Source organism: Nocardiopsis oceanisediminis (assembly GCF_048595525.1).
Classification (GTDB): domain Bacteria; phylum Actinomycetota; class Actinomycetes; order Streptosporangiales; family Streptosporangiaceae; genus Nocardiopsis_A; species Nocardiopsis_A oceanisediminis.
Window position 1 is genome coordinate 6,246,724 of sequence record NZ_JAFMZJ010000001.1, and the last position, 24,738, is coordinate 6,271,461.

27 protein-coding genes are annotated in these 24,738 nt (G+C 74.0%); 15 read left to right on the top strand and 12 right to left on the bottom strand.

What is annotated here, in order from left to right; translation table 11 throughout:
- Positions 1-728 precede the first annotated feature (728 nt).
- Positions 729-1,340: a malonic semialdehyde reductase gene (locus J0910_RS27165; protein WP_420161375.1), complete on the top strand. Its 612-nt coding sequence runs from the start codon at positions 729-731 to the stop codon at positions 1,338-1,340.
- A gap of 236 nt (positions 1,341-1,576) precedes the next feature.
- On the opposite strand, the gene J0910_RS27170 is transcribed toward J0910_RS27165, so the two are convergent.
- From J0910_RS27170 to J0910_RS27205, 8 genes are all read right to left on the bottom strand, one after another.
- A complete protein-coding gene (locus tag J0910_RS27170; RefSeq protein WP_420161376.1) occupies positions 1,577-2,530 on the bottom strand; it encodes a glycosyltransferase family 2 protein in 954 nt (317 codons plus the stop codon).
- 143 nt (positions 2,531-2,673) lie between these two features.
- A complete protein-coding gene (locus J0910_RS27175; RefSeq protein ID WP_420161377.1) occupies positions 2,674-3,444 on the bottom strand; it encodes a CDP-alcohol phosphatidyltransferase family protein in 771 nt (256 codons plus the stop codon).
- Positions 3,422-4,471, bottom strand: a complete 1,050-nt coding sequence (locus J0910_RS27180) for an iron-containing alcohol dehydrogenase family protein (protein ID WP_420161378.1) — start codon at positions 4,469-4,471, stop codon at positions 3,422-3,424. The genes J0910_RS27175 and J0910_RS27180 overlap by 23 nt, the downstream gene beginning before the upstream one ends.
- A gap of 5 nt (positions 4,472-4,476) precedes the next feature.
- Complete coding sequence (locus tag J0910_RS27185; protein ID WP_420161379.1) at positions 4,477-5,208, bottom strand: phosphocholine cytidylyltransferase family protein; 732 nt, start codon at positions 5,206-5,208, stop codon at positions 4,477-4,479.
- A gap of 16 nt (positions 5,209-5,224) precedes the next feature.
- Positions 5,225-5,872, bottom strand: a complete 648-nt coding sequence (locus tag J0910_RS27190; protein WP_420161380.1) for a DUF5941 domain-containing protein — start codon at positions 5,870-5,872, stop codon at positions 5,225-5,227.
- Between the two features lie 3 nt (positions 5,873-5,875).
- Positions 5,876-6,661, bottom strand: coding sequence for a hypothetical protein (locus tag J0910_RS27195; RefSeq protein ID WP_420161381.1), 786 nt, complete (start codon positions 6,659-6,661; stop codon positions 5,876-5,878).
- A 76-nt stretch (positions 6,662-6,737) separates the two neighbouring features.
- Complete coding sequence (locus J0910_RS27200) at positions 6,738-7,616, bottom strand: ABC transporter ATP-binding protein (RefSeq protein WP_420161382.1); 879 nt, start codon at positions 7,614-7,616, stop codon at positions 6,738-6,740.
- A complete protein-coding gene (locus J0910_RS27205) occupies positions 7,616-8,446 on the bottom strand; it encodes an ABC transporter permease (RefSeq protein ID WP_420161383.1) in 831 nt (276 codons plus the stop codon). The genes J0910_RS27200 and J0910_RS27205 overlap by 1 nt, the downstream gene beginning before the upstream one ends.
- Positions 8,447-8,850: 404 nt before the next feature.
- Between J0910_RS27205 and J0910_RS27210 the strand changes: the two genes are divergently transcribed.
- Positions 8,851-9,588 carry an IspD/TarI family cytidylyltransferase gene (locus tag J0910_RS27210; protein ID WP_420161384.1) on the top strand — a complete coding sequence of 246 codons (738 nt, stop codon included), beginning with the start codon at positions 8,851-8,853 and terminating at the stop codon, positions 9,586-9,588.
- Positions 9,588-10,361: a glycerophosphodiester phosphodiesterase gene (locus J0910_RS27215; RefSeq protein WP_420161385.1), complete on the top strand. Its 774-nt coding sequence runs from the start codon at positions 9,588-9,590 to the stop codon at positions 10,359-10,361. The genes J0910_RS27210 and J0910_RS27215 overlap by 1 nt, the downstream gene beginning before the upstream one ends.
- A 145-nt stretch (positions 10,362-10,506) precedes the next feature.
- Here J0910_RS27215 and J0910_RS27220 read toward each other — a convergent pair whose 3' ends face one another.
- Positions 10,507-11,508, bottom strand: a complete 1,002-nt coding sequence (locus J0910_RS27220; RefSeq protein ID WP_420161386.1) for a glycosyltransferase family 2 protein — start codon at positions 11,506-11,508, stop codon at positions 10,507-10,509.
- A 224-nt stretch (positions 11,509-11,732) separates the two neighbouring features.
- Here J0910_RS27220 and J0910_RS27225 point away from each other — a divergent pair, with 224 nt between their 5' ends.
- From J0910_RS27225 to J0910_RS27265, 9 genes are all read left to right on the top strand, one after another.
- The gene (locus J0910_RS27225) at positions 11,733-13,271 is read left to right on the top strand and encodes an LCP family protein (RefSeq protein WP_420161387.1); all 1,539 of its coding nucleotides are present in this window, start codon (positions 11,733-11,735) and stop codon (positions 13,269-13,271) included.
- 343 nt (positions 13,272-13,614) lie between these two features.
- Positions 13,615-13,842 (top strand): hypothetical protein, encoded by a 228-nt coding sequence (locus tag J0910_RS27230; protein WP_017595048.1) that lies wholly within the window; start codon positions 13,615-13,617, stop codon positions 13,840-13,842.
- Between the two features lie 193 nt (positions 13,843-14,035).
- Positions 14,036-14,632, top strand: coding sequence for a hypothetical protein (locus J0910_RS27235; RefSeq protein ID WP_420161388.1), 597 nt, complete (start codon positions 14,036-14,038; stop codon positions 14,630-14,632).
- 276 nt (positions 14,633-14,908) lie between these two features.
- On the top strand, positions 14,909-16,240 hold the full coding sequence (locus J0910_RS27240; protein WP_420161389.1) for a UDP-glucose dehydrogenase family protein: 1,332 nt from the start codon (positions 14,909-14,911) through the stop codon (positions 16,238-16,240).
- A gap of 181 nt (positions 16,241-16,421) precedes the next feature.
- Positions 16,422-17,375 (top strand): sphingomyelin phosphodiesterase, encoded by a 954-nt coding sequence (gene sph, locus J0910_RS27245; protein WP_420161390.1) that lies wholly within the window; start codon positions 16,422-16,424, stop codon positions 17,373-17,375.
- 33 nt (positions 17,376-17,408) lie between these two features.
- Positions 17,409-17,822, top strand: coding sequence for a CoA-binding protein (locus tag J0910_RS27250; protein WP_420161391.1), 414 nt, complete (start codon positions 17,409-17,411; stop codon positions 17,820-17,822).
- A gap of 100 nt (positions 17,823-17,922) precedes the next feature.
- Positions 17,923-18,516: a type III secretion system chaperone family protein gene (locus J0910_RS27255; RefSeq protein WP_420161392.1), complete on the top strand. Its 594-nt coding sequence runs from the start codon at positions 17,923-17,925 to the stop codon at positions 18,514-18,516.
- Positions 18,517-18,669: 153 nt separating this feature from the next.
- Entirely contained in the window at positions 18,670-19,263 is a 594-nt protein-coding gene (locus J0910_RS27260) for a DUF2975 domain-containing protein (protein WP_420161393.1), read from the top strand.
- Positions 19,263-19,523 (top strand): helix-turn-helix domain-containing protein, encoded by a 261-nt coding sequence (locus J0910_RS27265; RefSeq protein WP_420161394.1) that lies wholly within the window; start codon positions 19,263-19,265, stop codon positions 19,521-19,523. The genes J0910_RS27260 and J0910_RS27265 overlap by 1 nt, the downstream gene beginning before the upstream one ends.
- Here J0910_RS27265 and purE read toward each other — a convergent pair.
- A complete protein-coding gene (gene purE, locus J0910_RS27270) occupies positions 19,478-20,014 on the bottom strand; it encodes a 5-(carboxyamino)imidazole ribonucleotide mutase (RefSeq protein ID WP_420161395.1) in 537 nt (178 codons plus the stop codon). The genes J0910_RS27265 and purE overlap by 46 nt on opposite strands.
- Positions 20,011-21,168 (bottom strand): 5-(carboxyamino)imidazole ribonucleotide synthase, encoded by a 1,158-nt coding sequence (locus tag J0910_RS27275; protein ID WP_420161396.1) that lies wholly within the window; start codon positions 21,166-21,168, stop codon positions 20,011-20,013. The genes purE and J0910_RS27275 overlap by 4 nt, the downstream gene beginning before the upstream one ends.
- 243 nt (positions 21,169-21,411) lie before the next feature.
- On the opposite strand from J0910_RS27275, the gene J0910_RS27280 reads away from it, so the two are divergent.
- The 3 genes from J0910_RS27280 (at position 21,412) to J0910_RS27290 (ending at position 24,059) form a co-directional block, all read left to right on the top strand.
- Complete coding sequence (locus J0910_RS27280; protein WP_420161397.1) at positions 21,412-21,867, top strand: GtrA family protein; 456 nt, start codon at positions 21,412-21,414, stop codon at positions 21,865-21,867.
- Between the two features lie 177 nt (positions 21,868-22,044).
- A complete protein-coding gene (locus J0910_RS27285; protein ID WP_420161398.1) occupies positions 22,045-22,713 on the top strand; it encodes a response regulator transcription factor in 669 nt (222 codons plus the stop codon).
- Between the two features lie 59 nt (positions 22,714-22,772).
- Positions 22,773-24,059 (top strand): sensor histidine kinase, encoded by a 1,287-nt coding sequence (locus tag J0910_RS27290; protein WP_420161399.1) that lies wholly within the window; start codon positions 22,773-22,775, stop codon positions 24,057-24,059.
- Positions 24,060-24,095: 36 nt separating this feature from the next.
- Here J0910_RS27290 and J0910_RS27295 read toward each other — a convergent pair whose 3' ends face one another.
- On the bottom strand, positions 24,096-24,737 hold the full coding sequence (locus J0910_RS27295) for an MBL fold metallo-hydrolase (protein ID WP_420161400.1): 642 nt from the start codon (positions 24,735-24,737) through the stop codon (positions 24,096-24,098).
- Position 24,738: the final 1 nt, after the last annotated feature.

A 24,738-nucleotide genomic window follows, 5' to 3' on the forward strand; every position in this document is an offset into this window, starting at 1 on the left:
CCCCTCCCCGAAGCGGAACGGAGCGGCCCGCCCCTCCCCCACGCCGTTCGGCGCGGGCCCCCGGGCAGGCCGCCCGGCTGATCCGGAAAGCCGCCGCGGCCGCTCCGCACGGCCTGAGCGGCGAGCAGCGGCCCCCGGCGGCCTCAGAAACCGTCGGTCATGCGAGCGGTCGCCCGGAGTGTCCGGGCGCGGGCCGGGGGGAAGGCGGCGCTCCGGAGCCCGGCGCCGCCGCGGCCGCTGCGGGGAGGCTTGGCGGAGGCAGGCCGCGGCAGGCGACCTACCGCGCCCCCTCGTTGGTCTTGGGGGCGCGGGGGCACCGGAGCGTTCCGGTGCCCCCGCGACCCCAAGAGCAACGAGGACGGGCGGTGTGCGCCTCGGGCGCGGGCCCGCCGCACCGCGAGCGGGCGGGGAAGCGCGAGGCGGCCCCACCGGGCGACCGGCCGCACACCCGACGGCCTCTGAGACCCGCCGCGCTCCGGGAGCGGGTCCCACTCCCGCCCCGTGATCCCGGCCGGCCGCCAGGGGAAGGCCGCCGGCGCGGCCGCCCGGTGGACCGGCCGGACCGGGGCCGCCCCACCGGCAGAACATGAGACTCCCGCCACAGGGCTCACCATATCGGAATAGCTTCTCAGGAAGTAATGTTCTGAACCGACGTTCGGGCGGTGCACGGCGCCCCCGGACGCCGAGAGCCAGTACCCGCCCGGCCCCCGCGGCCGCGAAGGAGTCCCATGTCCGAGAGCACCGACGCCCTGCAGATCAGCAAGGAGACGCAGGACCTGCTGTTCCGCGCCGCCCGCACGGCCAACACGTTCAGCGCCGATCCGGTCTCCGAGGAGCAGGTCCGGGCCATCCACGACCTGGTCAAGTACGGTCCCACCGCGATGAACGTCCAGCCGCTGCGGATCGCGCTGCTGCGCTCGGAGGAGAGCCGCCGCCGGCTGGCCCCGCTGATGGCCGAGGGGAACCGGGAGAAGACCGTCTCCGCCCCGCTGGTCGCGGTGCTCGGGTTCGACGGCGAGTTCCACCTCAAGGGCGACCGGTTCTTCCCGGACCGGGCCGAGATGGTCGCGCAGGCCTTCGCCGACGAGAGCGGCCGGATCCCCACGGCCCGGCTGAACTCCGCGCTGCAGGCCGCCTACTTCATCATCGGCGTGCGCGCGGCCGGCCTGGCCGCCGGGCCGATGGTCGGCTTCGACGCCGCCGGGATCGACGCCGAGTTCTTCCCCGGCGGGACCTTCCGCACCTTCATGATGGTCAACATCGGCAAGCCGGGCGCCGACCACCCGCAGTTCCCGCGGCTGCCCCGGTACGACTACGAGGACGTCTACACCGAGTTCTGACCGGACGCGGCGCGCGGCCGCCGGGGCGCTCCACGGGGGCGCGCCCCGGAGCGGGCCGCGCCGGCCGGGGCCCGCCAGAGGGGACGGGCCCCGGCCCCACCCGATGGAGGGGGACCGCACCCGAGGAGACGGCCTCGGCGGCCGCCGGAGCGCTCCGGCGGCCGCCGAGGCCGTCTCGGGTCGGGCGGGGCGCGGACGGCGCCTCCGCCGCGCCTCCCCGCCGCTCGGACGGGGCGTCAGATGATCGGCGGGCGGCCCAGCCGGGTCATCCGCCACGCGGTCGACCAGGAGATCGGGGTGCGCGGGCCGGCGTCGGTGCGCCAGCCCTCCTTGAACCCGGTGAACCAGGCCCGCAGCGCCGTTCCGGAGCGCTCGCGCAGCACCGTGATCGCCACCCAGTCGGCCAGGTAGACCGCGGCCAGCGGCCAGGGCAGGTTCCGCCGGGCCAGCCAGACCCGGTTGCGCGCGTTGAGCCGGTAGAAGTCGGCGTGCCGGGTGGGCGCGACCGCCGGGTGGTACATGACCGCCTCGGCGTCGTAGTCGATGTGGTAGCCGGCGTCCAGGATCCGCCAGGCGAGGTCGGTCTCCTCGTGCGCGTAGAAGAAGTCGCCGGGAAGGCCGCCGCCGGCCTCGAAGGCGGTGCGGCGGACCGCGCACGCCCCGCCCAGGAAGGTGGTCACCCGGCTGGAGCGCTGCGGGTCGCCGGCGCGCAGCCGCGGCACGTGCCGGCGCTGGTCCGGGCCGCCGTCCGGGTCGGCGATGCGGAACGAGAGCGCGCCCAGCGACGGGTCGGCGGCGAACCGCTCCGCGACGTGCCGGGCCAGGTCGGGCGAGCGGTACCAGCCGTCGTCGTCCAGGAAGAGGATGACGTCGCCGTCGGTGGCGGCCACCCCCTGGTTGCGCCCCTCCGGGATGCCCACGTTCTCCGGCAGCCGCAGGGTCGCCACGCCCTCGGGCAGCTCGGGCAGGTCGGCGCCGTTGCCCACCACGATCACGTCGACGTCGGCACCGCGCTGCTCGAACACGCTCTCGATGGCGCGGCGCAGCTCGGCCGGGCGGTTGCCCATGGTCAGCACGACGCAGGAGATGCTCGGCCGCTCCGCCCCCTCGGCGGCGGCGCGCTGCGGCGCGGGACCGGTCTCCGGCGCGGCGGCCGGCGCGGACGCTTCCTCTGACGCAGGACTGGGCATGGCAACCGATCGTTGGAGTGGACGGGGAGTTGACCCAAGATTACCGTCGCAGGAACCCGGTAACGAATGCATAAGGCCGCGTTTCGCCGCGCGGCCTTGGGGACAGGGGGGCGCCGGCCCGTCCCCGGGCCGGCGCCCCGCGGTCAGTGCAGCCGGCGCGAGGCCAGCACGCTGACCAGGTGCAGCACCGTCTGCAGCGCGGCCACCGCCACGCAGACCGCGGTCAGTACCTGGGTCGCCGCCAGGTCGCCGCGGACCGCGTCGACCACCGCTGCGGCCAGCACCAGGATGGACAGCTCCACCGCCTGGATCACCCGGTGGAAGCGGAGCGCCGAGGCGGCCTTGCGGGCCAGGCTCAGCCCGGCCGAGCGCGGCGCCATGGCCGAGTCGGCGATCTTCTCCGGCAGCCCGGCCTTGGCCCGGGCCACGACCACGTTGTCGGTCTCCGCCTTGATCAGCGCGGCGCCGAGCGCGGCCGCCATGCCGGCGACCACCCAGCCGCCCGCGGCGAACTCGCCCTGGGCGCGCACGCCCAGGCCGATCAGGAGCGCCACCTCGGCGAGGTAGTGCCCGATCCGGTCCAGGTAGATCCCGGCGACGCTGGTCCGCCCGGTGTAGCGGGCGACCTCGCCGTCGCTGCAGTCCAGCAGCAGGTAGATCTGGACCATCAGGAAGGCGGCGATCGCCGGCCACAGGCCGCCGAAGGCGACCACGACCCCGGCGAGCACGCCGAAGGCCATCATCAGGTAGGTGATGGGGTTGGGGGGAACGCCCAGCCTGATGAACAGGGCGCTCAGGTAGGGGGAGATGTCGCGCATGTAGAGCCGGCCGGCCCAGTGCTCCTCGTTGACGCGCTCCTTGATGCCTTCCGGCTGCCCTCCGGCGCGGACCTCAGCGACCGAGGGTTTCGACATATTCACCGACGCTCCGACCGATCTCGTCCTCGGACAGGTCGAGGTGCTCGAGGATGGTGTAGCGCCCCGGCCTGGTGGCGGGGGCGTGCGCGACCGCCCGGACGAACTGCTCGGTGTCCAGTCCGACGTCGGAGGGGACGACCGGGAGTTCGTGCCGGAGCAGGCAGGCGCGGATGTCCTGCACCCTGCGCTCGTCCTCGCCCAGGTGCCTGACGCGCAGGAACGAGGCGTACAGCGCGCCGAGGCCGGCGAGCTCCCCGTGGTTGCTCACCCCGGGGTACAGGTGCGTGATGGCGTGCAGGATCTCGTGGCAGGCGCCGCTGGCGGGCCGGGAGGAGCCCGCGACCGACATGGCCATCCCGGACAGCACCAGCGCCTCGGCCAGCACGGTCAGGAACTCCTGGGACTCCACCGAGTCGCGGCGGTGCAGCACCGCCTCGGCGGCGACCCGGGCGAAGGTGACGGCCATGCCGTCCACCGGCTCGCCCTGCTCCCGCCCGGCCAGCTCCCAGTCGGCGATCGCGGACAGGTTGCTGACCACGTCGCCCACGCCGGAGCGGACCAGCCGGGGCGGCGCGGCGCGGACGTAGTCCACGTCGATGACGACCGCGATCGGCATGGACACCCCGTAGGTGCCCTTGCCGCTCTCGTGCTCCAGGGAGGCGGTCGGCGACGCGATCCCGTCGTGCGCCAGGTTGGTGGCCACCGCCACCATGGGCACGCCGGCCATCGAGGCGGCGTACTTGGTGACGTCGATGGTCTTCCCGCCGCCGATGCCGGCGACGGCCTCGTAGGCGCCGGAGCGGATCTTCTTGCCCAGCTCGGTGGCGATGTCGATGCTGCCGCCCTCGACCTGGAACACCTCGCAGTTGGGCAGGTCGAGGTCGGCGGCGATCTGCGCGCCCTGCCCCGGGCCCACGGCCACGGCGATGCGCCCCTCCGTCGCGATCCGCCGGTCGGAGAGGACCGACCCGAGCGAGGCGATGGCCCCGCGGCGGACGTCGATGGTGAGGGGTGAGGGCAGCATCCGGGCTAGTAGCGGCATGCGATCTCCCGGGCGCGGTTCAGGTCGTCGTGGTCGTCCACCTCGACCCAGTCCACCTTGCCGATCGGCGCCACCGCGACCTTGCCGCCGCGGTTCACCAGCTCCTGGTAGCCGTCCTCGTAGTAGAGCTGCGGGTCGCGCTCCCAGGTGGCCTTGAGGGCGTCGGCCAGCCGGCCGGCCAGCGAGCCCTCGATGAGGGTGGCGCCGATGTACTCGCCGGCGGCGGTCGCCGGGTCCATCAGCTTGGTGATCCGGGCCAGGTGGCCGTCGGAGTCGAGGGTCACCTTCATCTCTTCGTCGGCGAGCGTTTTGACGTTGTCCACCGCGAGGAGCAGCTCCGGGCCGCGGGCGGCGAGTAGCGTCTCCTCGACGCTCACCGGGTGCACGGTGTCGCCGTTGACGAGGAGGACGCCTTCGGAGAAGTACTCACGCGCGGTCCACAGGGAGTAGGCGTTGTTCCACTCCTCGGCCTTGTCGTTGTAGACCAGCGTCAGCTTGACGCCGTGCCGCTCCTCCAGGGCCTCCTTGCGCTCCTCGACCGCCTTCGCGCAGTAGCCCACCACGATGACGACGTCGGTGAGGCCCGCGGCGGCCAGGTTGCGCAGCGAGATGTCCATGATGGTGGTCTCGCCGTCGACCGGGACCAGCGCCTTGGGAAGGGTGTCGGTGTAGGGGCGCAGCCTCCGGCCGGCTCCGGCCGCTAGAACCATACCGAGCATGTACGCGCGTTCCTCCTTAGGTCGTGGAGGCCTGTGCGCCTCCCCGTTCGTTTCGCGGCACGTCCGCAGGGCGGGCCACGGGGGTGTTCGCCCATTCCCTCGCGGACTCCCGGACGAGCAGCACCGCGAGGCAGGCCGCGAGCGCGCCGTAGGTGAACGGGAGCCAGCCCAGCGCACCTCCGGCGGCGACCAGCAGCATGCGGCCGTCCCACCCGAGCAGCGCCCGCGCGGTCCGGCCGGAGCGGCCGGTCCCGCGGTGCGTCCGGCAGACGGTATCGCAGTGGTGCAGCACCACCACGGTCAAGAGTACGAACACCAGCGGCCCGGGGACACCGGCGCCGATGCCGAGCGCGAGCAGGTAAAGATACTCGGTCCCGCGCAGCAGCGGCGGCACCGCCCGGTCCAAGCGGCCACCGTGCGGATGCCAGGAGGCGGCCGCGGCCGGCAGCAGCAGGGCCACCGGTGCGAACAGGGTAATGCCTGAGACCTCCCCGAGACCGACCGCCAGCAGCACCGCGGTGGCCAGGGCCGCGGTGAGGGCGGGCGGCAGCGGCGGCAGCGCCCCGCCCGCGAGCCGGCCCAGCGCCCGGCTCAGGTGACCATCATCACGCAGAAACCGCACGTGGGAGCGGGCGGTCCCGTCCGGTTCCGGATAGGTCTCCATGCGCTACCGCCTCCCCTCGCCCGGACGCGGGTCGACCAGGGCCGCGGTCGCCGCGATCGCGCATCCGGTGATCAGTGCGATGAAGGTCACCCGCGCATCGGCGAACACCGCCGTCACCGCGATGACCAGGAACCTCACCGGTTCCGGGAAGCACGCGGCGGCGCGCAGCCCGGACAGCGGTCCGGGGCGCGCGGTGAGCGCGTAGGAGCCGCTCCGGCGCCGGGGCGGCCGGTCCCGCTCGGGCACCGGATCGCCGAGCAGCTCGCGGGTGAGGCCGGGGTCGCCCGGCGGCCGCTCCGGGTCCAGGCCGCCGAGCACGGCGGAGGACCAGTCGCGGCCGCGCGGTGCGGGCTGCCGCGGCGCGGCGGCCCCGGGCGCACCGGAGGCGATGGCGGTGTCCCGCAGGGCGCCGGCGATCAGCGCCCCGGCCGCCCAGGCCCAGGCGTCCTCGACGCCGGCCAGCACCCCGCCGACGGCCAGCCCGGCGTAGACCGCGTACTCGCGGAGCCGGCCCAGCACCACGTCCAGCCATTCGGTGAAGGCGTCCGGGGACGGCCCGGCCAGGGCGTCGCGGACCTCGCCGCAGAAGAGCACCGCGCCGAGCAGGACCGAGCCCGCGACGGCGCCGCGCAGGTCGCCGCTGGAGAACCAGAGCGCGGCGAGCACGCCGAGGACGGCGCCGACCCTGGTGATCGCGGCGGGCGCCAGCTCGGCCCGGGCCGCGGCCCCGGCGGCCGCCCGCACCGGCGAGAACCTCCCAGAAGCGGAGAATGCACCGGTACCGGCCATCGCCCGCCCTCCCTTCCCCCGCGTCGAGCCTCACCCAGGACCGGGGCCCGGGCAAGCTCCAACACGGGGGCGGGGGTCAGGCGGCCTGGCCTCCGCCCTCCTCGCCGCCGGACGGCTTCTCCTGCTCCGCGGCCTGCTGCCGCTCGGCCGCCTTCTTCTCCTCGGCGGCCTTCCTCCGGGCGGCCCGCTTCTTCGCCGCCTCGGCCTCGGCCTTGGTGTCGTCGTTGTAGGCCTGCAGCGAGGTCTCGATGTCGGCGTCCAGGGCCAGCGAGCCGTCCTTGATGTAGAGGCCGCGGTCGCAGAAGCGCTTGAGGTCGCCCTCGTTGTGCGAGACCAGCACCATGGTGCGGTTGTTCTCCAGCATCCGCCCGATGGCCTCGTAGCACTTCTTCCGGAAGGCCTTGTCGCCGACGGCGAGCACCTCGTCCACCAGCATCACCGGGTGCTGCAGCTGGGAGATGAGGGCGAAGCCGAGCCGCACCTTCATCCCGCTGGAGTAGTGCCGCACCGGCATGTCGATGTAGCCCTCGCGGAGGTTGGCGAACTCGACGATCTCCTCGAACTTCGCCTCGATCACCTCCGGGGACATGCCGTGCAGCGAGCCGACCAGGTGCACGTTCTCCCGGCCGGTGAGCTGGTCGTTGAACCCGGCGCGCAGCTCCAGCAGCGGGGCCACCTTGCCGCGCACGGTGACCCGGCCCTCGTCCGGGATGAGCACCCCGGCGATCATCTTGAGCAGGGTGGACTTGCCGGTGCCGTTCTTGCCGACGATGCCGACGCACTCGCCCTGCGCGACGGAGAAGGAGACGTTGCGCATCGGCCAGAAGTCCTTGCCCCCGGGGTTGGGGTCGCGCTTGCTCCCGTGGATGAACATCTCGCGCAGGCTCCGCTTGCGCCTGCGGTTCACCGCGAACCGAATGCCGAGGTTCTCGGCCTCGATGACCGGTTCCGCCATCACAGCTCCTTCAGGACGGACGTCTCCAACCGCCGGAACGTCCAGTATCCGACGGCGAGGGCGATGATCGCCCCTCCGATCGAGGTGCCCAGGATGAACGCGTTCGGGGCGTCGAGCGGGTACCAGACCGCGTGGTGCATCTTGAAGATGCCGAGCAGGGGGTTGAGTTCGTAAAGGATCTTGAACCACTCCGGGAACGGCGAATCGGAGTCCAGCACCATCCCGGACGGGATGATGATGGCCGAGGCGTAGAACAGCACCCGGTTCAGGATACGGACCACCCGCTCGACGTCGCGGACCAGCACGTTCACCGAGGCGAGCAGGAAGGTCACGCCGAGGGTGAAGGCGTACTGCACCAGCAGCGCCAGCGGCAGCCAGACCAGCAGGCCCATCAGGTGGGTCCGGCCGCCCAGCGCGAACACGAAGAGCAGCAGCACCGGCCAGGTGAACAGGTAGTCGACGAACCCGCGGGTGACCACGGCGACCGGGAAGATCTCCCGCGGGACCTTCATCGTGGTGATCAGCTTGGCCTGGGAGATCAGCGCCTTGGGCGCCTCGTTCAGGGCGGTGCTGAACCAGAGCCAGGGCAGCAGGCCGGAGATGAGGAAGAGCAGGTACCCGCCGGGGGCGCTGTCCCCCCCTGGGACATCCCTGTCGGTGTTGAAGATCAGGCCGAACACGAAGAAGTAGACGCCGGCCATGGCCAGCGGCTCCAGCATCGACCACGCGTAGCCGAGAATCGACTTCTGGTATTTGACCTTCAGGTCTCGCTTGACCAGGAGGCCCACGACCTGCCGGTTCTGCCAGACGGACAGCGCCCTTGACGCCACCGCCACCTCCTCGTGTGTGCACGTTCGACACTTGCGGGGCCGGGCGCGACTGGGGCTCGGGGGACGCGGGGCCGGCCGGGGTGAACCGTGGGTGCCGCGCGGGGCGGCCGAGGCCGGCCCGGGACTCTGGCCCGGGAGGCCGTGCGGTTCAGGGGTCGGATCTCCGGAGCGGCGGCGCGGCGGCGCGCGAAGCGGGCGCCCGCCCCGGGTTCGGTGGCCGATCCTGTCACATCGACGGAGCGGCCACCCGTTCAGGCGTCACAAGAGTACCGGCGCGGCGGACGGTTCCTCCCCGCGCGGTCCGCACTTCTTTCCCTCCCGGCCCCTCCCGCCCCCTCCCACCCGCGATCGACGGACCGCCCGGGAGCCAATATTTTTTCCGTGAGACGGAAGCGAGGTGCGCGATGCCGCACGTGACCGCCGCGATCCTCGCGGGCGGTGTGGGCGCCCGGATGGGCGGGCCCCTCCCCAAGCAGCTGCTGCCCCTGGACGGGCGGCCGATCATCGAGCACTCGATCGCGGCGTTCGAGGCCGCCCCCGAGGTGGACGAGATCGTGGTCTTCATGGTCCCCGAGCACCTGCCCGAGGTGGAGCGGATCGTGAAGGACTCCGGGGCGGGCAAGGTCGCGGCGGTGCTGCCCGGCGGCGCCACCCGGACCGGGAGCTCCACCGCGGCGCTGCGCGCGGTGGCCGCCCGCGGCGACGGCGACCTGCTCCTCATCCACGACGCGGTGCGCCCGCTGGTGGCCCGGCCGACCATCGGCGCGGTGGTGGAGGCGCTGGCCGCCGGGGCCGGCGCGGTCGGCGTCGCGGTGCCCTCCTCCGACACCGTGGTGCGGGTGGCCGCGGCCCCGGGCGGGGCCGAGGTGATCGCCGAGGTCCCGCCCCGCTCCGAGCTGCGCCGGATGCAGACCCCGCAGGGCTTCCGGCTGGGGGTGCTGCGGCGCGCCTACGGGCTGGCCCTGGCCGACCCGGAGCTGGTCGCCACCGACGACTGCGGGGTGGTGCTGCGCTACCTTCCCGGCGAACCGGTGCGGATCGTCGCCGGCACCGAGTCCAACATCAAGATCACCCACCCGGGGGACGTCGAGGTCGCCGAGGCCCTGCTCCGCCGGGACGCGGGAACCGGAAGGGACGGCTGATGGCGGTCTTCACCCCCACCGAGGTCATCGGGCACCGCGGCGCCGGCCGGGGGTCGGCCGGCGGGCTGCGGGAGAACACGGTCGCCTCCTACCTGGCCGCGGCCGAGGCGGGCGCCTCCTGGATCGAGATCGACGTCCGGCGCACCGCCGACGACGTGCTGGTGCTCCACCACGACGCGGCGCTGGGCGACGGGCGGGCCGTGGTGGACCTCACCGCCGCGCAGTGCCGCGAGGCCGGGCTGGTCCCGCTGGACGAGGCGCTGGCCGCGCTCCCCCCGGAGACCGGGCTGGACGTCGACGTCAAAACGGTGATGGAGGACGCGGTCGACCCGCAGGCGCGCCGGACCGGGGCGCTGCTCGCCCCGGTGCTGCGCCGGGAGGCCGCGCACCGCAGGCTGTTCGTCTGCTCCTTCGACCCGGCGGTCCTGCTCCAGGTGCACCGGGACGCCCCCGGGGTGCCGACGGCGTGGATGCCGTTCGTGCGCAACCCGCTCGACCAGGCGGTGGCCGGGGCGGCCGGGCTGGGCTGCGCGATCGTGGCGATCGACGCGCGCTCCTTCGGGCTGACCGGGGACGCGCCCCGGCCGGGCCGGCGCGCCGTCGAGTACACCGTGGACACCGCGCACCGGGCCGGCCTGGAGGTGGTCTCCTGGTGCCCGGACCCGGTGGACGCCGCCCGGTTCGCCGAGGCGGGGGTGGACGCGGTCGTGGTCGACGACGTCCCGGGCGTGGTCGCCGCGCTCAAGGAGGGCGCCCCGCCCGCCGCGGAGTGACCCCCGGAGGAGCAGGCCCCGGGCGCGGGGCGGGCGGAGGCCCGCCCCAGGGCGATGATCCCGGCGCTGCGGGGCCGCCAGAGCGCTCTGGCGGCCCCGCAGCGCCGGGATCATCGCCCTGGGGCGGAATCGCCCGTCAGCGGTCTCAGGCGTTCTCGCGCTGGGCGCGGGCGGTGCGCGAGTCGGCGCCCAGGCTCGGCGGGCTGGTGATGAAGCCCGCCCCCCAGGCCATGTGCATGGTGGCCAGGGCCACCGGGACCGACAGCCGCCCCTTGGCCGGCAGCCCGGAGCCGAGCGGGACCGAGGCGGCCAGGACCGCCGCGGCGTAGCCGCCCGGGACCAGCCAGGCCGGCCAGAAGAAGAACCCGCCGACCAGGCCGGCCGCGATCCCCGCGACGGCGGCCGGCGGCGCCAGGTAGCGCAGGTTGATGGTGCCCTTGTGCTGGCGCGCCACCACGCGCCGCCAGCGCCCGTAGTGGAAGTACTGCTTGGCGAGCTTGGCCGGGTTCGGCCGGGGCCGGTAGGAGACCCGCATCCGCGGCTGGAACCAGACCGTCCCCCCGGTCTCCCGGATCCGGTGGTTCATCTCCCAGTCCTGGGCGCGCAGGAACGCCTCGTCGTAGCCGCCGACCCGCTCCAGCGCCGACCGGCGGAACACCCCGAGGTAGACGGTGTCGGCCGGGCCGCCCTCGCCGCCGGTGTGGAAGCGCGCGTTGCCGACCCCGACCTTGGAGGTCATCGCGGCGGCGACCGCCTTCTCCCAGGGGGTCTCGCCCTCGGCGGCCATGATGCCGCCCACGTTGTCCGCGCCGGTCTCCTCCAGCGTCTCCACCGCCACCCGCAGGTAGTCGGAGGGCATCATCGCGTGGCCGTCGATGCGGGCCACGATCCCGTGCGAGGAGGCCCCGATCGCGGCGTTGAGCCCGGCGGGGGTGCGGCCGGTGGGGTTGTCCACGACGACCACCCGCGGGTCGGCCGCGGCCAGCGCGTCGGCGACCTCCCGGGTGCGGTCCTCGGAGGGGCCCACGCCGAGCACCACCTCCATGTCGCCCGGGTAGTCCTGGGCGAGCACGTGCCGCACGGCGGCCTCGAGGTGGCGCTCCTCGTTCAGTACGGGCATGACGACGGATACGGCGGGCCAGCTCACAGGGGTCCCCTTGGTTCTCCGGGGTCGTTCCATACGGGTGGACGGTGTAACGGTACTGCAACCGCGGGGAGGGTCCCGCCAACCGCGGGAAGAACCGGGAGGGGCCCGTCCGCGTCACACCCGGGACAACACGCCGGGGGCGACATGGCCGACCCATCGGTGGATTCAATGACAACCTGGGAGCGGCAGCCGGGGGGCCGTCATCGGGGGCTGGAGGACACCCAGTGGGCGAGCGCAGGGGAGACGGGCAGGGGCAGGACGGGGGCGGGTCGGAGTTCCGCAGGGTGCGGTCCTCGCCCACGCCCCCGGAGCGGGGCGGCCCGGCCCGGGGCGGCCCGCGGCACCCGCTCACCCCGGCCCCCGCGGTGCGCCGCCGCCGGGTGACCCTGCTGCTGGCCGGCGCCATGTCGGTGCTGGTGCTGCTCGCCTCGGGCACCGCCTGGGCGCTGACCGGGTGGATGTCGGGCAACCTCAACCGGTTCGACGTGTTCGGCGCGCTGGGCGACCGCCCCGACAACGGCCCCGAGGGCGCCCTGGACTTCCTGGTGATCGGCTCCGACTCCCGGGAGGGCATGGACGGGGCGGCCAAGAGCGACCTCGGCGTGGGGAGCGCGGACGGGCAGCGCGCCGACACCATGATGCTGGTCCACCTGAACGCCTCCCGGGACGCCGTGACCGTGGTCGGCATCCCCCGGGACTCCTGGGTGGACGTCCCCGGCGAGGGCGAGAACAAGATCAACGCGGCCTACGCCTACGGCGGGCCGCAGCTGGCGGTGCAGACCGTGGAGGCCGCCACCGACGTGCGCATCGACCACTACGTGGAGATCGACTTCTCCGGGTTCGTCGACGTGGTGGACGCGCTGGGCGGCATCGAGGTGTGCCTGCCCGAGCCGATCCAGGACGAGAAGGCCCGGCTGGACATGGCGGCCGGCACCCACCAGGTGGACGGGCACGAGGCGCTCGCCTTCGCCCGCACCCGCAAGACCAGCGGGGGCGACCTGGACCGGATCGACCGCCAGCAGCAGGTGATGGCCGCCCTGCTGGACAAGGCGCTGAGCAGCGACACGCTGAGCGACCCGGCCCGCTTCTCGGCGTTCCTGGACACCGCGCTGGGCAGCGTCACCGTGGACCGGGACCTGGACACCGCGGCCATCAACCGGCTGGGCGGGCGGCTCCGCTCCATCGGCCTGGAGGACGTCTCGTTCACCCAGGTCCCGGTGGACGACCCGGCGTTCTGGACGCCGCACGGCGACGTCGCGGTCACCTGGGACCGGCCGGCGGCCGCGGAGATGTTCGGCCGGATCGCCGCGGACGAACCGCTGGAGGGCGGCGGGGGCGGCGGGAAGCGCGACGACTCCGCCGGGGGCGGCGGGCCCCGCCCCCAGGACGTGACGGTGCAGGTCTTCAACGGCATCGGCACCCCGGGCCTGGGGAACAAGGCCTCCGACGCGCTGGCCGCGCAGGGCTTCTCGGTCCCCGGGCAGGCGCAGAACTGGAGCTCGCGCGATGTGGAGACCACCACGGTCCGCTACGCGCCGGACGCCGAGGCCGAGGCCGAGCTGGTGGCCTCCGCGCTGCCCGGGGCGGAGCTGGAGGCCGACCCGACCGCCGGCGAGGAGGTCCAGGTGGTGCTGGGCTTCGACTTCACCGAGGTGGGCGAGGTGAAGGGGGGCGCCTCCCCGGCCGCCCCGTCGCCCGGCGGCGCGGGCGGAGGCGCCGGCGGTTCGGAGCCGAAGAGCGGTGCGGAGAACGTCTGCGGCTGAGAGCCCGCCGGGTATGCGGGTGGCCGCGCGGTCCGCCCCGCCCCTGCCTCCCGCGTTGGTCTTGGAGGTGCGGGCCTGTCAGAGCGCTCTGACAGGCCCGCAGCGCCAAGATCGACGGGGAAGGGGCGGCGCGCTTCCGCCCGGCGGGATTCCGGCCCTTCCGCACCGGGACTCCGGCCTGCCCGTCATCCCGGCTTCGGATTGAAGCAATAGGTGCAGTAGTCCCATTTCTCCGGATTAGGACGCCGACAACTCTCGCATATCCAGCGCACGCATGCCGACCACACCGTTGCCCCCCGCTCGACGGCCGACCGTTCCGCCGATCCTAATCTAGGGTGGCGGTATGGCGTTGCTATCCGAGGGAGACCGACCGCGGCAGGTCGGTGAGGCCTTGAAGCTGCTGCATGCCCAGGGCGTCATCGACGGCGTCGAGGTGGACCGCGGCGCCCCCCGCCCCTACGCCGTCAAACTCGTCTCCGGAATCGTGCGGATGAACGAGGACGAAGCGGCCATGTTCGCACTCGGCGCCGCGGTGGGCGCTTTCGGCGGCGCGGCCAGAAAAGCGCTGTAGCGGATTCCCGCGCCGCTCCCGGACTTCCCGGCGGACCCGGTCCCCGGAATCCGGGAGCGCTCCCGGATTCCGGGGACCGCGGAGGGGGCCGCGGAAATGCGCCGCGGCGCGCGGCTTCCCCGATCTCCCTTAAGGGTCGCCCGGCACGCGGTTGGATACCGTGGGGGAAAGGGTCGATCGAGCGGAGGAAGCCATGCTGCGCCACGTGCTCGGACTCCTCACCGGGCTGGCCCTCGCCCCCGGGGCCTGGTTCGGGGCCGGATGGGCGGCGGTCGCCGTCGCCGGGCACACCGGATCCGCCGGCCAGGTGGACGCCTCGGCCGCATCGGTCCCGCTGGGCGTGCTGATGGCGCTCGGCGCCGCGGGCGGGTTCGTCGCCGGGGCCCGGATATCGCCGCTGGCCCCGCTCGGCGCGGGCCTGGTCCTGCTGGGCTACGGGGTGTGGCCGCTGGTCGCCCCCGCCTCGATCCCGTCCTGGCTGCCCGAGGGGGCCCTGGTCCACCCGGCCGGCCCGGCGCTCCCCGCCGGCCTGCTGCTCGGCACCCTGTTCTTCATCGCCGCGATGTCGCCGTCCCGGTGGCGCCGGCGCGCCGCGGCCCCGGCCGCCTCCGCCCCTCCCCCGGTTCCGCCGGTCCCGGCGCCCGCGGGCGAGCCCGCTCCGGGGCCCGCGCCGCTCCCCGGCGACCCTGAGAAGACCACCACCCCGTTCCGGCGCGACCCCGAGGGGGCGGGCTGGGAGAGCCTCCCCGCGGAGCGGAAGGCCTCCCGGACCCAGGAGTTCCGCCGCTGATCAGCGGGGGAGCCGTTCGCCACATTCCGGTTCCCCGACCGGCCCGCGGCGTCCGCCGCACGACCCGGGGGTAACCTTGGGGCGCCGCGATGTTGACCGGACCCCCTCACCGGAAATGTCTCTGTGAAACGACCCGCGCCGCGGAGCAGCGGGTCGGCGGAGTCCCGGGCACCGCCGCCCGCCCGCGACCGGGGAAGGGCGTTCCCGCACCCCGAGGAGGTCCGGGCGGAGCGCCGGGCAGCATCCCCCCGGCCGGCCGTAAGGAAGGACAGAGCATTGGTCGCAGAAGCGCGCAGCAGGATCTCGGTGATCGGCACCGGCTACCTCGGCGCCACCCATGCCGCGTGCATGGCGGAGCTGGGCTTCGAGGTGATCGGGCTCGACGTCGACCCGGTCAAGGTCGCCGAGCTGTCCGCCGGCCGCGTGCCCTTCTACGAACCCGGCCTGGAAGAGGTGCTCACCCGCAACCTGGCCTCGGGGCGGCTCCGCTTCACCACCGACTACGACGAGGCCGCCGCCTTCGCCGACGTCCACTTCATCTGCGTGGGCACCCCGCAGCGCGACGACTCCGGCGCCGCCGACCTGACCTACGTCAAGGCCTCGGTGGAGGAGCTCGGCCCCCGGCTGACCGGCCCGGCGGTGGTGATCGGCAAGTCCACCGTCCCGGTCGGCACCGCCGCGGTGCTGGCCGCCCGGCTGCGCGCGCTGGCCCCGGCCGGCGACGAGGTCGAGCTGGGCTGGAGCCCGGAGTTCCTGCGCGAGGGCTTCGGCGTGACCGACACCCTGCACCCCAACCGGATCGTGGTCGGCACCGACTCGCCCCGGGTGGAGGCGGTGATGCGCGAGGTCTCCGCCAAGCAGATCGCCGACGGGGTGCCGTTCCTCGTCACCGACCTGCAGACCGCGGAGCTGGTGAAGATCTCCGCCAACGCCTTCCTGGCCACCAAGATCTCCTTCATCAACGCGATGGCCGAGGTCTCCGAGGCGGCCGGCGCGGACGTGATGCGGCTCGCCGAGGCGCTCTCCCACGACGACCGGATCGGCGGCAAGTTCCTCGGCCCCGGCCTGGGCTTCGGCGGCGGCTGCCTGCCCAAGGACATCCGCGCGTTCATGGCCCGCGCCGACGAGCTGGGCGTGGAGCCCGCGCTCTCCTTCCTGCGCGAGGTGGACGCGATCAACCAGCGCCGCCGGGCCCGCACCGTGGACATCGCCCGCGGGCTGATCGGCGGCGGGTTCGCCGGGCGCACGGTGGGCGTGCTGGGCGCGGCGTTCAAGCCCAACTCCGACGACATCCGCGACTCCCCCGCGCTGGACGTCGCCTCCACCATCGCCTCGCTGGGCGCCGCGGTCACCGTGTACGACCCGGAGGCGCTGGAGCGGGCGCGGAGAGAGCACCCCGAGCTGAACTACGCGCACTCCATGCTGGAGGCGGTGCGCGACGCCGACGTGGTGCTGCTGCTCACCGAGTGGGCCGAGTTCCGCGACGCCGACCCGGACGAGCTGGCCAAGGTGGTGGCCGAGCCGAAGATCGTGGACGGCCGCAACGTCCTCGACCCGGAGCACTGGCGCGCCCGCGGCTGGACCTACCGGGCCCTCGGCCGCCCCTGACCCTCCCTTCCCCGCACCGCTCCCCTCCCCCGATGCCCGCGCACCGCCGCGGGCATCGCCGTTTCCAGGGGGCGGCCCGGGGCGCGCGGCCGGAGCCCGCGGGGGAAGCGGCACCGTTCCGTCACCGCACGGCCACCGTCCGGTGACCGGGGAGAGACCCGGGTCCGGCAGGTTGTCGGACATGAGAAAGCGAATCCCCCTCATGTTCGCCGCACTGATCGGAGCCGCGTCGGTGGCGGCCGCCCCTCCGGCCGCCGCCGACGGCGCTCCGGCGATCGCCACCTACAACGTCTTCTTCATGTCGAAGAACCTCTATCCCAACTGGGGCCAGGACCTGCGCGCCGACAGCATCGCCGAGGACGGCCTGGTCTCCGGCCAGGACGTGGTGGTCCTCCAGGAGGCGTTCGACAACTCCTCCTCCGACCGGCTGATCGACAACCTCTCCGCGGAGTATCCCCACGCCACACCGGTGGTGGGGCGCTCCAAGTCCGGCTGGGACGCCACCACCGGCTACCGCGGCGGGACCTCCGAGGACGGCGGGGTCGCCGTGCTGAGCCGGTGGCCCATCGTCCGCGCCGAGCAGCACATCTTCACCGACGCCTGCGGCGGCGACTGGTTCTCCGGCAAGGGCTTCGCCTACGTCGAGCTGGACACCCCGTCCGGCCCGCTGCACGTGGTCGGCACCCACCTGCAGTCCGCCGACGACGGCTGCTCCGGCGACCTGGACGTGCACGTGCGCTGGTCGCAGCTGGACCGGATCGCCACCGTGCTGGCGGAGAAGGGCATCCCCGACGACGAGCCGGTCTACGTCGCCGGCGACCTCAACGTCATCGGCGGCACCGAGGAGTACGACTCGATGATCGGGCAGCTGGGCGCGGTGCGCCCGGACTACACCGGGGCGCCGTACTCCTTCGACCCGGAGACCAACTCCATCGCCGGCGAGCGGTACCCGGGCGCCGCCCGCGAGGCCCTCGACCACGTGCTGCCGATCGCCAACGGCGCCGCTCCGGCCTCCTACGCCAACGAGACCCGGGAGGTGCGCAGCGAGCCCTGGACCGTGACCTCCTGGGGCAAGGAGTACACCTACACCGACTACAGCGACCACTACCCGGTGTACGGCGGCGGGGCGGGCTGACCCGCGCCGCCCCCGGGGGCGGAGAATGGCGCCATGAGCGATATCAGCGACGAGGAACTGGGCCGCGTGCTGCGGGAGAGCCGGGTCTGGGCCGTGGTCGGCCTGGGCGACAATCCGGAGCGGCCGGCCTACGCCGTGGCCCGGTTCCTGCAGTCGGTGGGCAAGCGGGTCGTCCCGGTGCACCCCTCGGCCGCCACCGTGCACGGCGAGCGGGGCTACGCCTCGCTCGCCGACGTCCCCTTCCCGATCGACGTCGCCGACGTGTTCCGCCGCTCCTCCGAGGCGGGCTCGGTGGCCGACGAGGCGCTGGCCCGCGAGGACGTCGGCACCGTCTGGTTCCAGCTGGGCGTGGTCGACGAGGAGGCGGCCCGGCGGGTCCGCGCGGCCGGGCGCACCATGGTGATGAACCGCTGCCCGGCCATCGAGTGGCCCCGGCTGCACGGCTGACCGGAGGGGCGCGGGGGCGGGGGAAGACCCTGCCCCCGCCCCCTCCGGCGCCCCCCGGAAGCGGGCGGTTCCGGGGTGGCGCACCGGGTACTGGAGGGGCATGCGACTTCCGAGATTCACCCGCCCGTCCCGCGCCAGGCCGCCGGACCGGGCCGTCCCCGCACCCGCCGAGTCCGCCGAGCACCGGGACCGCCGGGAGTCCCGCCGGGCCTTCGCCGGCGAGCAGGGGTGGCACTTCGCCGAGCGGGCCCCGCACGCCATCCAGGGCTGGCCGCGCACCGCGCTTCCGCCGGGCCCGCTGGGCCGGGTGCGCAACGAGGTGACCGGCTTCCACGCCGGCCGGCCGTTCCGGGTCTTCGACTACGAGGCGCCCGGCGCCGAGCCGCTCGTCGTCTACGCCGTCGGGCTGCCCCGCCACGTGCCCTACGTCTACGTCCAGGACCGCGAGGGCGGCGCGCACGACCTGTTCGCGGAGAGCCGGGACCGGCGCTACGCGCTGGCCGTGCTCGGCGAGGCGGTCCGCGAGGACCTCCGCGAGAGCGGCATCACCGACCTGGTCCTCGACCGGGACCGGCTGATCTGCACCGGCGCCGAGTCCTCCCCCAGCGCCATCGTCTCCCGCCTGGACGCACTGACCGCCCTGGTCGGCCACATCACCGACGACGTGTGGACGGAGTGGGGCTCCACCCCCTGACCGCCCCTCGGCCCCCGCACCCGCCGCCCCCGGTGGTCCCGGCGCCCTCTCCGCTCCGGCGGCGCCCGGCTCCGGACGCACCCCGTTGACATATCGAATATCAATACTTATCGTTTTTCGATAGTATCGAAGAACGATAAGGGGTGCTGCGCGATGCGGATGAGGAACACGTGGCTGGAAGGCCTCCAGGCGGTCACCGCGCTCGCGGTCGTCCTCCTCGCCCTGGGGCTGGCGGCGCTGGCCGTGACGGTGGTGAGCGGGATGCTGGGGAAGCCGATCCCGCTGGCGCAGCCGGTGGCGGTCGAGGTCCCCGCCGACATGGTGGAGGCCGCTCCCCCGCCCGGAACCGGGCTCGACCGGGACGTCGAGGTCACCGTCGGCGACCCCGCCCCGGTCCAGTACCTGCTCTACGGGATCCCGGCGCTCACCGGCTCCGGGATGCTGCTCGCCGGGGCGGTGCTGCTGAACCGGGCGCTCAAGGCCGCGCTGAGGGAGCCGTTCAGCCGCGCGGTGGTCGCCCTGCTGCGCGCGCTGGGCATGCTGGCCGTCCTCGGCGTGCTCGTGCAGGCGCTGGTGGAGAGCGCCGCCGGCATGCTGCTGATGCGCTCGGTCCTGCCCGCCGGCGGACTCTTCCTCACCTACGACGTGCCGCTGGGCGTGCTGCTGTTCGGCGTCGGTATGCTCGCCGCCGCGGGGATCATCCGCCGCGGCGCGGTGATGCGCGACGACCTCGAAGGGACGGTCTGATGGGTGAGGGCGCCGACGACCCCACCGGTGTCGTGGTGCACCTGGACGCCCTGCTCGAAGAGCGCGGGATGACCCTCGCCGAGCTGTCCCGGCGGGTCGGGGTGACCGTGGTCAACCTCTCCGTACTGAAGAACGGGCGGGCCAAGGCGATCCGCTTCTCCACCCTGGCCCGCCTGTGCGCGGTGCTCCGCTGCCAGCCCGGCGACCTGCTGGGCTACCGGGCCGCGCCGAAGCCGACCGAATCGCCCTCGCCGGACTGACGGCGCAGGCGCTCGCCCTTGGCCTGGGCCAGGCGCTTGAGCTCCTCCTGGAAGGCCTCCATCCTCCCGCGCAGCTCCGGGTCGGCGGCGCCGAGCATCCGCAGCGCGAGCAGGCCGGCGTTGCGGGCCGCGCCGATGGCCACCGTGGCGACCGGCACCCCCGCGGGCATCTGCACGATGGACAGCAGCGAGTCCATCCCGTCCAGGTGCTTGAGCGGCACCGGGACGCCGATCACCGGCAGCGGGGTGACCGACGCCAGCATGCCGGGCAGGTGGGCGGCGCCGCCCGCGCCCGCGATGATCGCCTGCAGCCCGCGCTCGGCGGCCCGCGACCCGTACTCGATCATCTCGTGCGGCATCCGGTGCGCGGAGACCACGTCGGCCTCGTAGGCCACGCCGAACTCGTCCAGGGCGGCGGCGGCCTCGCGCATGACCGGCCAGTCGGAGTCGCTGCCCATCACGATGCCGACGGCGGGGGCGGTCTCGGTCACTTTTCGTCTCCCTTGAGGTAGGCGGCCGCGTCCCGGGCGCGGGCCAGCAGGTCTTCAGGGTCGTCACCGACCACGGTGACGTGCCCGATCTTGCGGCCAGGGCGCACCTGCTTGCCGTAGAAGTGCACCTTGAGGCCGGGGTCCTTGGCCATCACGTGGATGTAGCGGCGGTAGACGTCGGGGTCCTCGCCGCCGAGCAGGTTCGCCATCACGGTGAACGGGGCGGTGGTCCGCGGCGACCCCAGCGGCAGGTCGAGGACGGCGCGCAGGTGCTGCTCGAACTGGGAGGTGCGGGCGCCCTCGATGGTCCAGTGGCCGGAGTTGTGCGGGCGCATCGCCAGCTCGTTGATGAGCACCCCCTCGCCGGTGTCGAACAGCTCCACCGCGAGCATGCCGACCACGCCCAGGGCGTGCGCGAGCTCGATGGCCAGCTCCTGGGCGCGCACCGCCTCGTCCGGGTCGAGGCCGGGGGCGGGGGCGACCACCTCGCGGCAGATCCCGTCCCGCTGCACCGTCTCCACCACCGGGTAGGCGGCCACCTGCCCGTAGGGCGAGCGCGCCACCTGCACCGCCAGCTCGCGGCGGAACGCCACCTTCTCCTCGACCAGCAGCGGGACCTCCTCGGCCGCGGCCCGCTCCACCACGGCGCGGGCCTCGGCCGCGTCCGCCGCCACCCAGACGCCCTTGCCGTCGTATCCGCCGCGGGCCGCCTTGAGCACCACCGGCCAGCCGGCCTCCTCGGCGAACGCCTCGACGTGCGCCGTCTCGGCCACCGCCCGCCAGCGCGGGCAGGGCAGGCCGAGCTCGGTGGCGCGCACCCGCATCCGGAGCTTGTCCTGGGCGAACCGGAGCGCGTCGCGGCCCGGCCGGACCGCGACGCCGTCCTCCTCCAGCCGGCGCAGCACCGGCTCGGGCACGTGCTCGTGGTCGAAGGTGACCACGTCGCAGGACTTGCCGAAGGCCAGCAGGTCGTCCAGGCCCCGGTCGTCCCCGAGCCGGACGTCGCCGCAGACCCGCGCGGCGCTGTCGTCCGGCGAGCCGGCCAGGACCGCGAAGTCCACGCCGAGCGCGATGCCGGCCTGGTGCGTCATCCGGGCGAGCTGCCCGCCGCCGACCATGCCGACCCGGGGAATGCTGCCGTTTCGCTCACTCACTGTGCTTCAACGCCTCGACTCTGCTGTCGGCTGCTCTGCTCACCGGCGACCTGACCGGGCAGCGCGTCCCGGAGGCACCGTCCGAAGTCTAATGACCGGCGCGGAGAACGGTGTCGGCGCTTCCCGGACCCGGCCCGCGGGCGCCGCCGCTCCGCTCCGGAACCCCGGGCGGAGCGGCGCTCCGGGAGCGCGGGCTAGAGTCGGGCGTGCAGCGACCCCGCCCGACCCTTGGAGGCCACGGCCGTGCGCCAGTTCCTCGACCGCCACCCCCGGATCGCCCGGCTCGCCGCCGAGCTGGGCAAGTTCGGGTCCGTCGGCGCCGTGGCCTACGTGGTCCAGCTGGGCACCACCAACCTGCTGTGGGCGGTGGGCACCACCGCGCTGACCGGTCAGGCGATCGGCACGCTGTGCGCCATCGCGGTGGCGTTCGTCGGCAACCGGTTCTGGACCTTCGGCGACCGGGCGCGCACCGGCTACGGCCGGGAGACGCTGCTGTTCCTGGTGATGAACGGGGTGGGGATGGGCCTCCAGGTGGCCTGCCTCGGATTCACCCTGTACGTGCTCGGGCTGGACGGCGCGCTGGCCCGGAACGTCTCCGGGAACGTGGTCGGCGTCGCCCTGGGCACCCTGTTCCGGTTCTGGTCCTACCGGACCTGGGTGTTCCCTCCGGCCGACCGGGACGAGAGCCGGGCGGCCTGAACCGCTCCCCGGGGCACGTTTTCTCCCAACCGGTGGACAAGGAATCGCAAAAATGCGGGCCTCCGGCCCCGCGCTCCTACTAATGTCCCTTCCACGCCGCCGTGAATTCCGGCCGACCCGCCTCAGCACGGCGCGCATAATAGGGAAAACCCCCCGGTGGGACTTACGATCTCCATCATGACCTGCGTTTTGCTGGCCGAAGACGACGCCTCGATCTACGAGCCGCTCGCCCGCGCACTGCGCCGCGAAGGCTATACCGTGGACGTGACCGTCAATGGCACCGACACCATCGATCGGGCCCGTGCAGGAGATATCGACCTCATGGTGCTCGATCTCGGGCTACCGGAAATGGACGGGCTGGAAGTGGCCCGGCGGCTGCGGGCCGAAGGGCACGTGACGCCGATCCTCATCCTCACCGCCCGCGCCGACGAGGTGGACACGGTCGTCGGCCTCGACGCCGGGGCCGACGACTACGTGACCAAGCCCTTCCGGCTGGCCGAGCTCCTGGCCCGGGTGCGGGCGCTGCTCCGCCGCGGCGGCGGCGAGGTACCGGTCGTGCACGGCGTGCGGATCGACAACGACTCGCGCCGCGCCTGGCTGGGCGAGCGCGAGCTCCAGCTGACCACCAAGGAGTTCGACCTGCTCCGGGTCCTGGTCCGGGACGCCGGGAAGGTGGTCACCCGCGAGCAGATCATGCGGGAGGTCTGGGACACCAACTGGTGGGGTTCGACCAAGACCTTGGACATGCACATCTCCTGGCTCCGCCGGAAGCTGGGCGACGACGCGAACCAGCCCTCCTACATCACGACCGTCCGGGGGGTCGGCTTCCGATTCGAACGGGATTGAACCCGCCTGCGCCGTGACCCCGGACCGCGCGGCGCCGGGGCGCGAGAAGAAGGGGTGCAATGCGCAGGCGGATGCTGTTCTCCACGCTCGTCGTGACGGTCATCGCCGTGCTGCTGCTCGGCCTGCCGCTGGGCGCGCTGGTGTACCGCTCGGCCTATGAGGACGCCGAGCGGACCCTGCAGCAGGAGGCCGAGGTCATCGCGGCCGACGCCGACGCCCAGGTGGAGAACGAGGGCGGCATCGACCGGGAGCACTTCGCCCAGGTCTACCCCGAGCGCCTGATCGAGCTGCAGCCGCGCGGCGAGGCCCAGCCGATCCGGGCCGGCGGCTGGGACTACGATCCCGACTCCGACGACCCGCGGCCCACCCTGGACGCCCACACCACCTCCCCGGGCGGCATCGACGTGCGGGTGTGGCAGGGCTCGGGCCACGTCCAGGAGAGCGTCTTCAACGCCTGGCTGGGCATCGCCTCCCTCTCCCTGCTGGCCATCGGCGTCGCCGTGGGGCTGGCGATCCTGCAGGCCCGCCGGCTCACCCTGCCGCTGGTCGACCTGGCGGCCACCGCCGAGCGCCTCGGGTCGGGGGTCGCCACGCCGTGGGGGCACCGCTACGGCATCCCCGAGGCCGACCGGGTCGCCGAGGTGCTGGACCGCAGCGCCGAGCGGATCGCCGGGCTGATCGCCACCGAGCGGCACTTCGCCACCGACGCCTCGCACCAGCTGCGCACCCCGCTGACCGCGCTGACCATGCGGCTGGAGGAGATCATCGCCGAGGCGGACGACCCCCGGGTGGTGCGGGAGGAGGGCGAGGCCGCGCTGCAGCAGGCCGAGCGGCTCACCCAGACCGTGGAGAACCTGCTGGGCCGGGCCCGCAAGAGCCAGAACCCCGAGGTGGAGCAGGTCGGCATCGACCGGGTGCTGGAGCGGTTCGTCGGCGAGTGGTCCCCGGTCTTCGAGCAGAACGGCCGGAAGCTCCGGCTGACCGGCGCCAAGGGCCTCAGCGCGATGACCGTCCCGATGGACCTCACCCAGATCATGGCGGTGCTGGTGGAGAACGCCTCCGCGCACGGCGCGGGCACCGTCACGGTCAACGTGATCGACGGCGGCCACTCGGTCCGCATCGAGGTGGGCGACGAGGGCGAGGGGGTCCCCGAGCACCTGGTCGGGCGGATCTTCGACCGGGAGGTCAGCGGCGGCGAGGGCACCGGCCTGGGGCTGGCGCTGGCCCGGCACATCGCCGAGTCCGAGGGCGCCCGGGTGGAACTGGTCCGGCCCAAGCCGACCGTGTTCGCGGTCTTCCTGCCGACCGGCGGCGAGGGCCTGGGCAAGGACACCGGACCGGTCTGAGGCCGGCCGGGCCCGCGCCGCCCGCCGCCGCGCGGCTCAGTACCCCCGGTCGATCCACTCCTGCAGGTGCGGCGCCTCCTCGCCGATCGTGGTGGAGGGGCCGTGGCCGGTGTGCACCGCGGTCTCCGGCGGCAGCCCCAGCAGCCGGTCCCGGATGGAGCCGATGATGGTCGGGAAGTCGGAGAAGGACCGCCCGGTCGCCCCCGGCCCGCCCTGGAACAGGGTGTCGCCGGTGAAGACCGCGCCCAGCGAGGGGGCGTGCAGGCAGACGCCGCCGGGGGTGTGCCCGGGGGTGTGCAGCACCTCCAGCTCCACCCCGCCGGCCTGCAGCACCTCGCCCTGGAGCAGCGGGGCGTCGGGCTCCCGGTCGGGGTGGACCCGGTGCCACAGCACGCCGTCGTCCGGGTGCAGCAGGATCGGGGCGTCGCACAGGTCGGCCAGCTCCACCGCGGCGTTGACGTGGTCGTTGTGCGCGTGCGTGCACACCACCGCCATCAGTTCGCGGTCGCCCAGCGCGCGGGCGATCCGCTCGTGGTCGTGCGCGGCGTCGATGACCACCGCCGACCGGTCGTCGCCGACGATCCACACGTTGTTCTCCACCGGCCACTCGCCGCCGTCCAGGGCGAACACCCCGGAGGTGACCAGGTGGTGCACGGGTTGCACGGGTGCCTCGGGCATG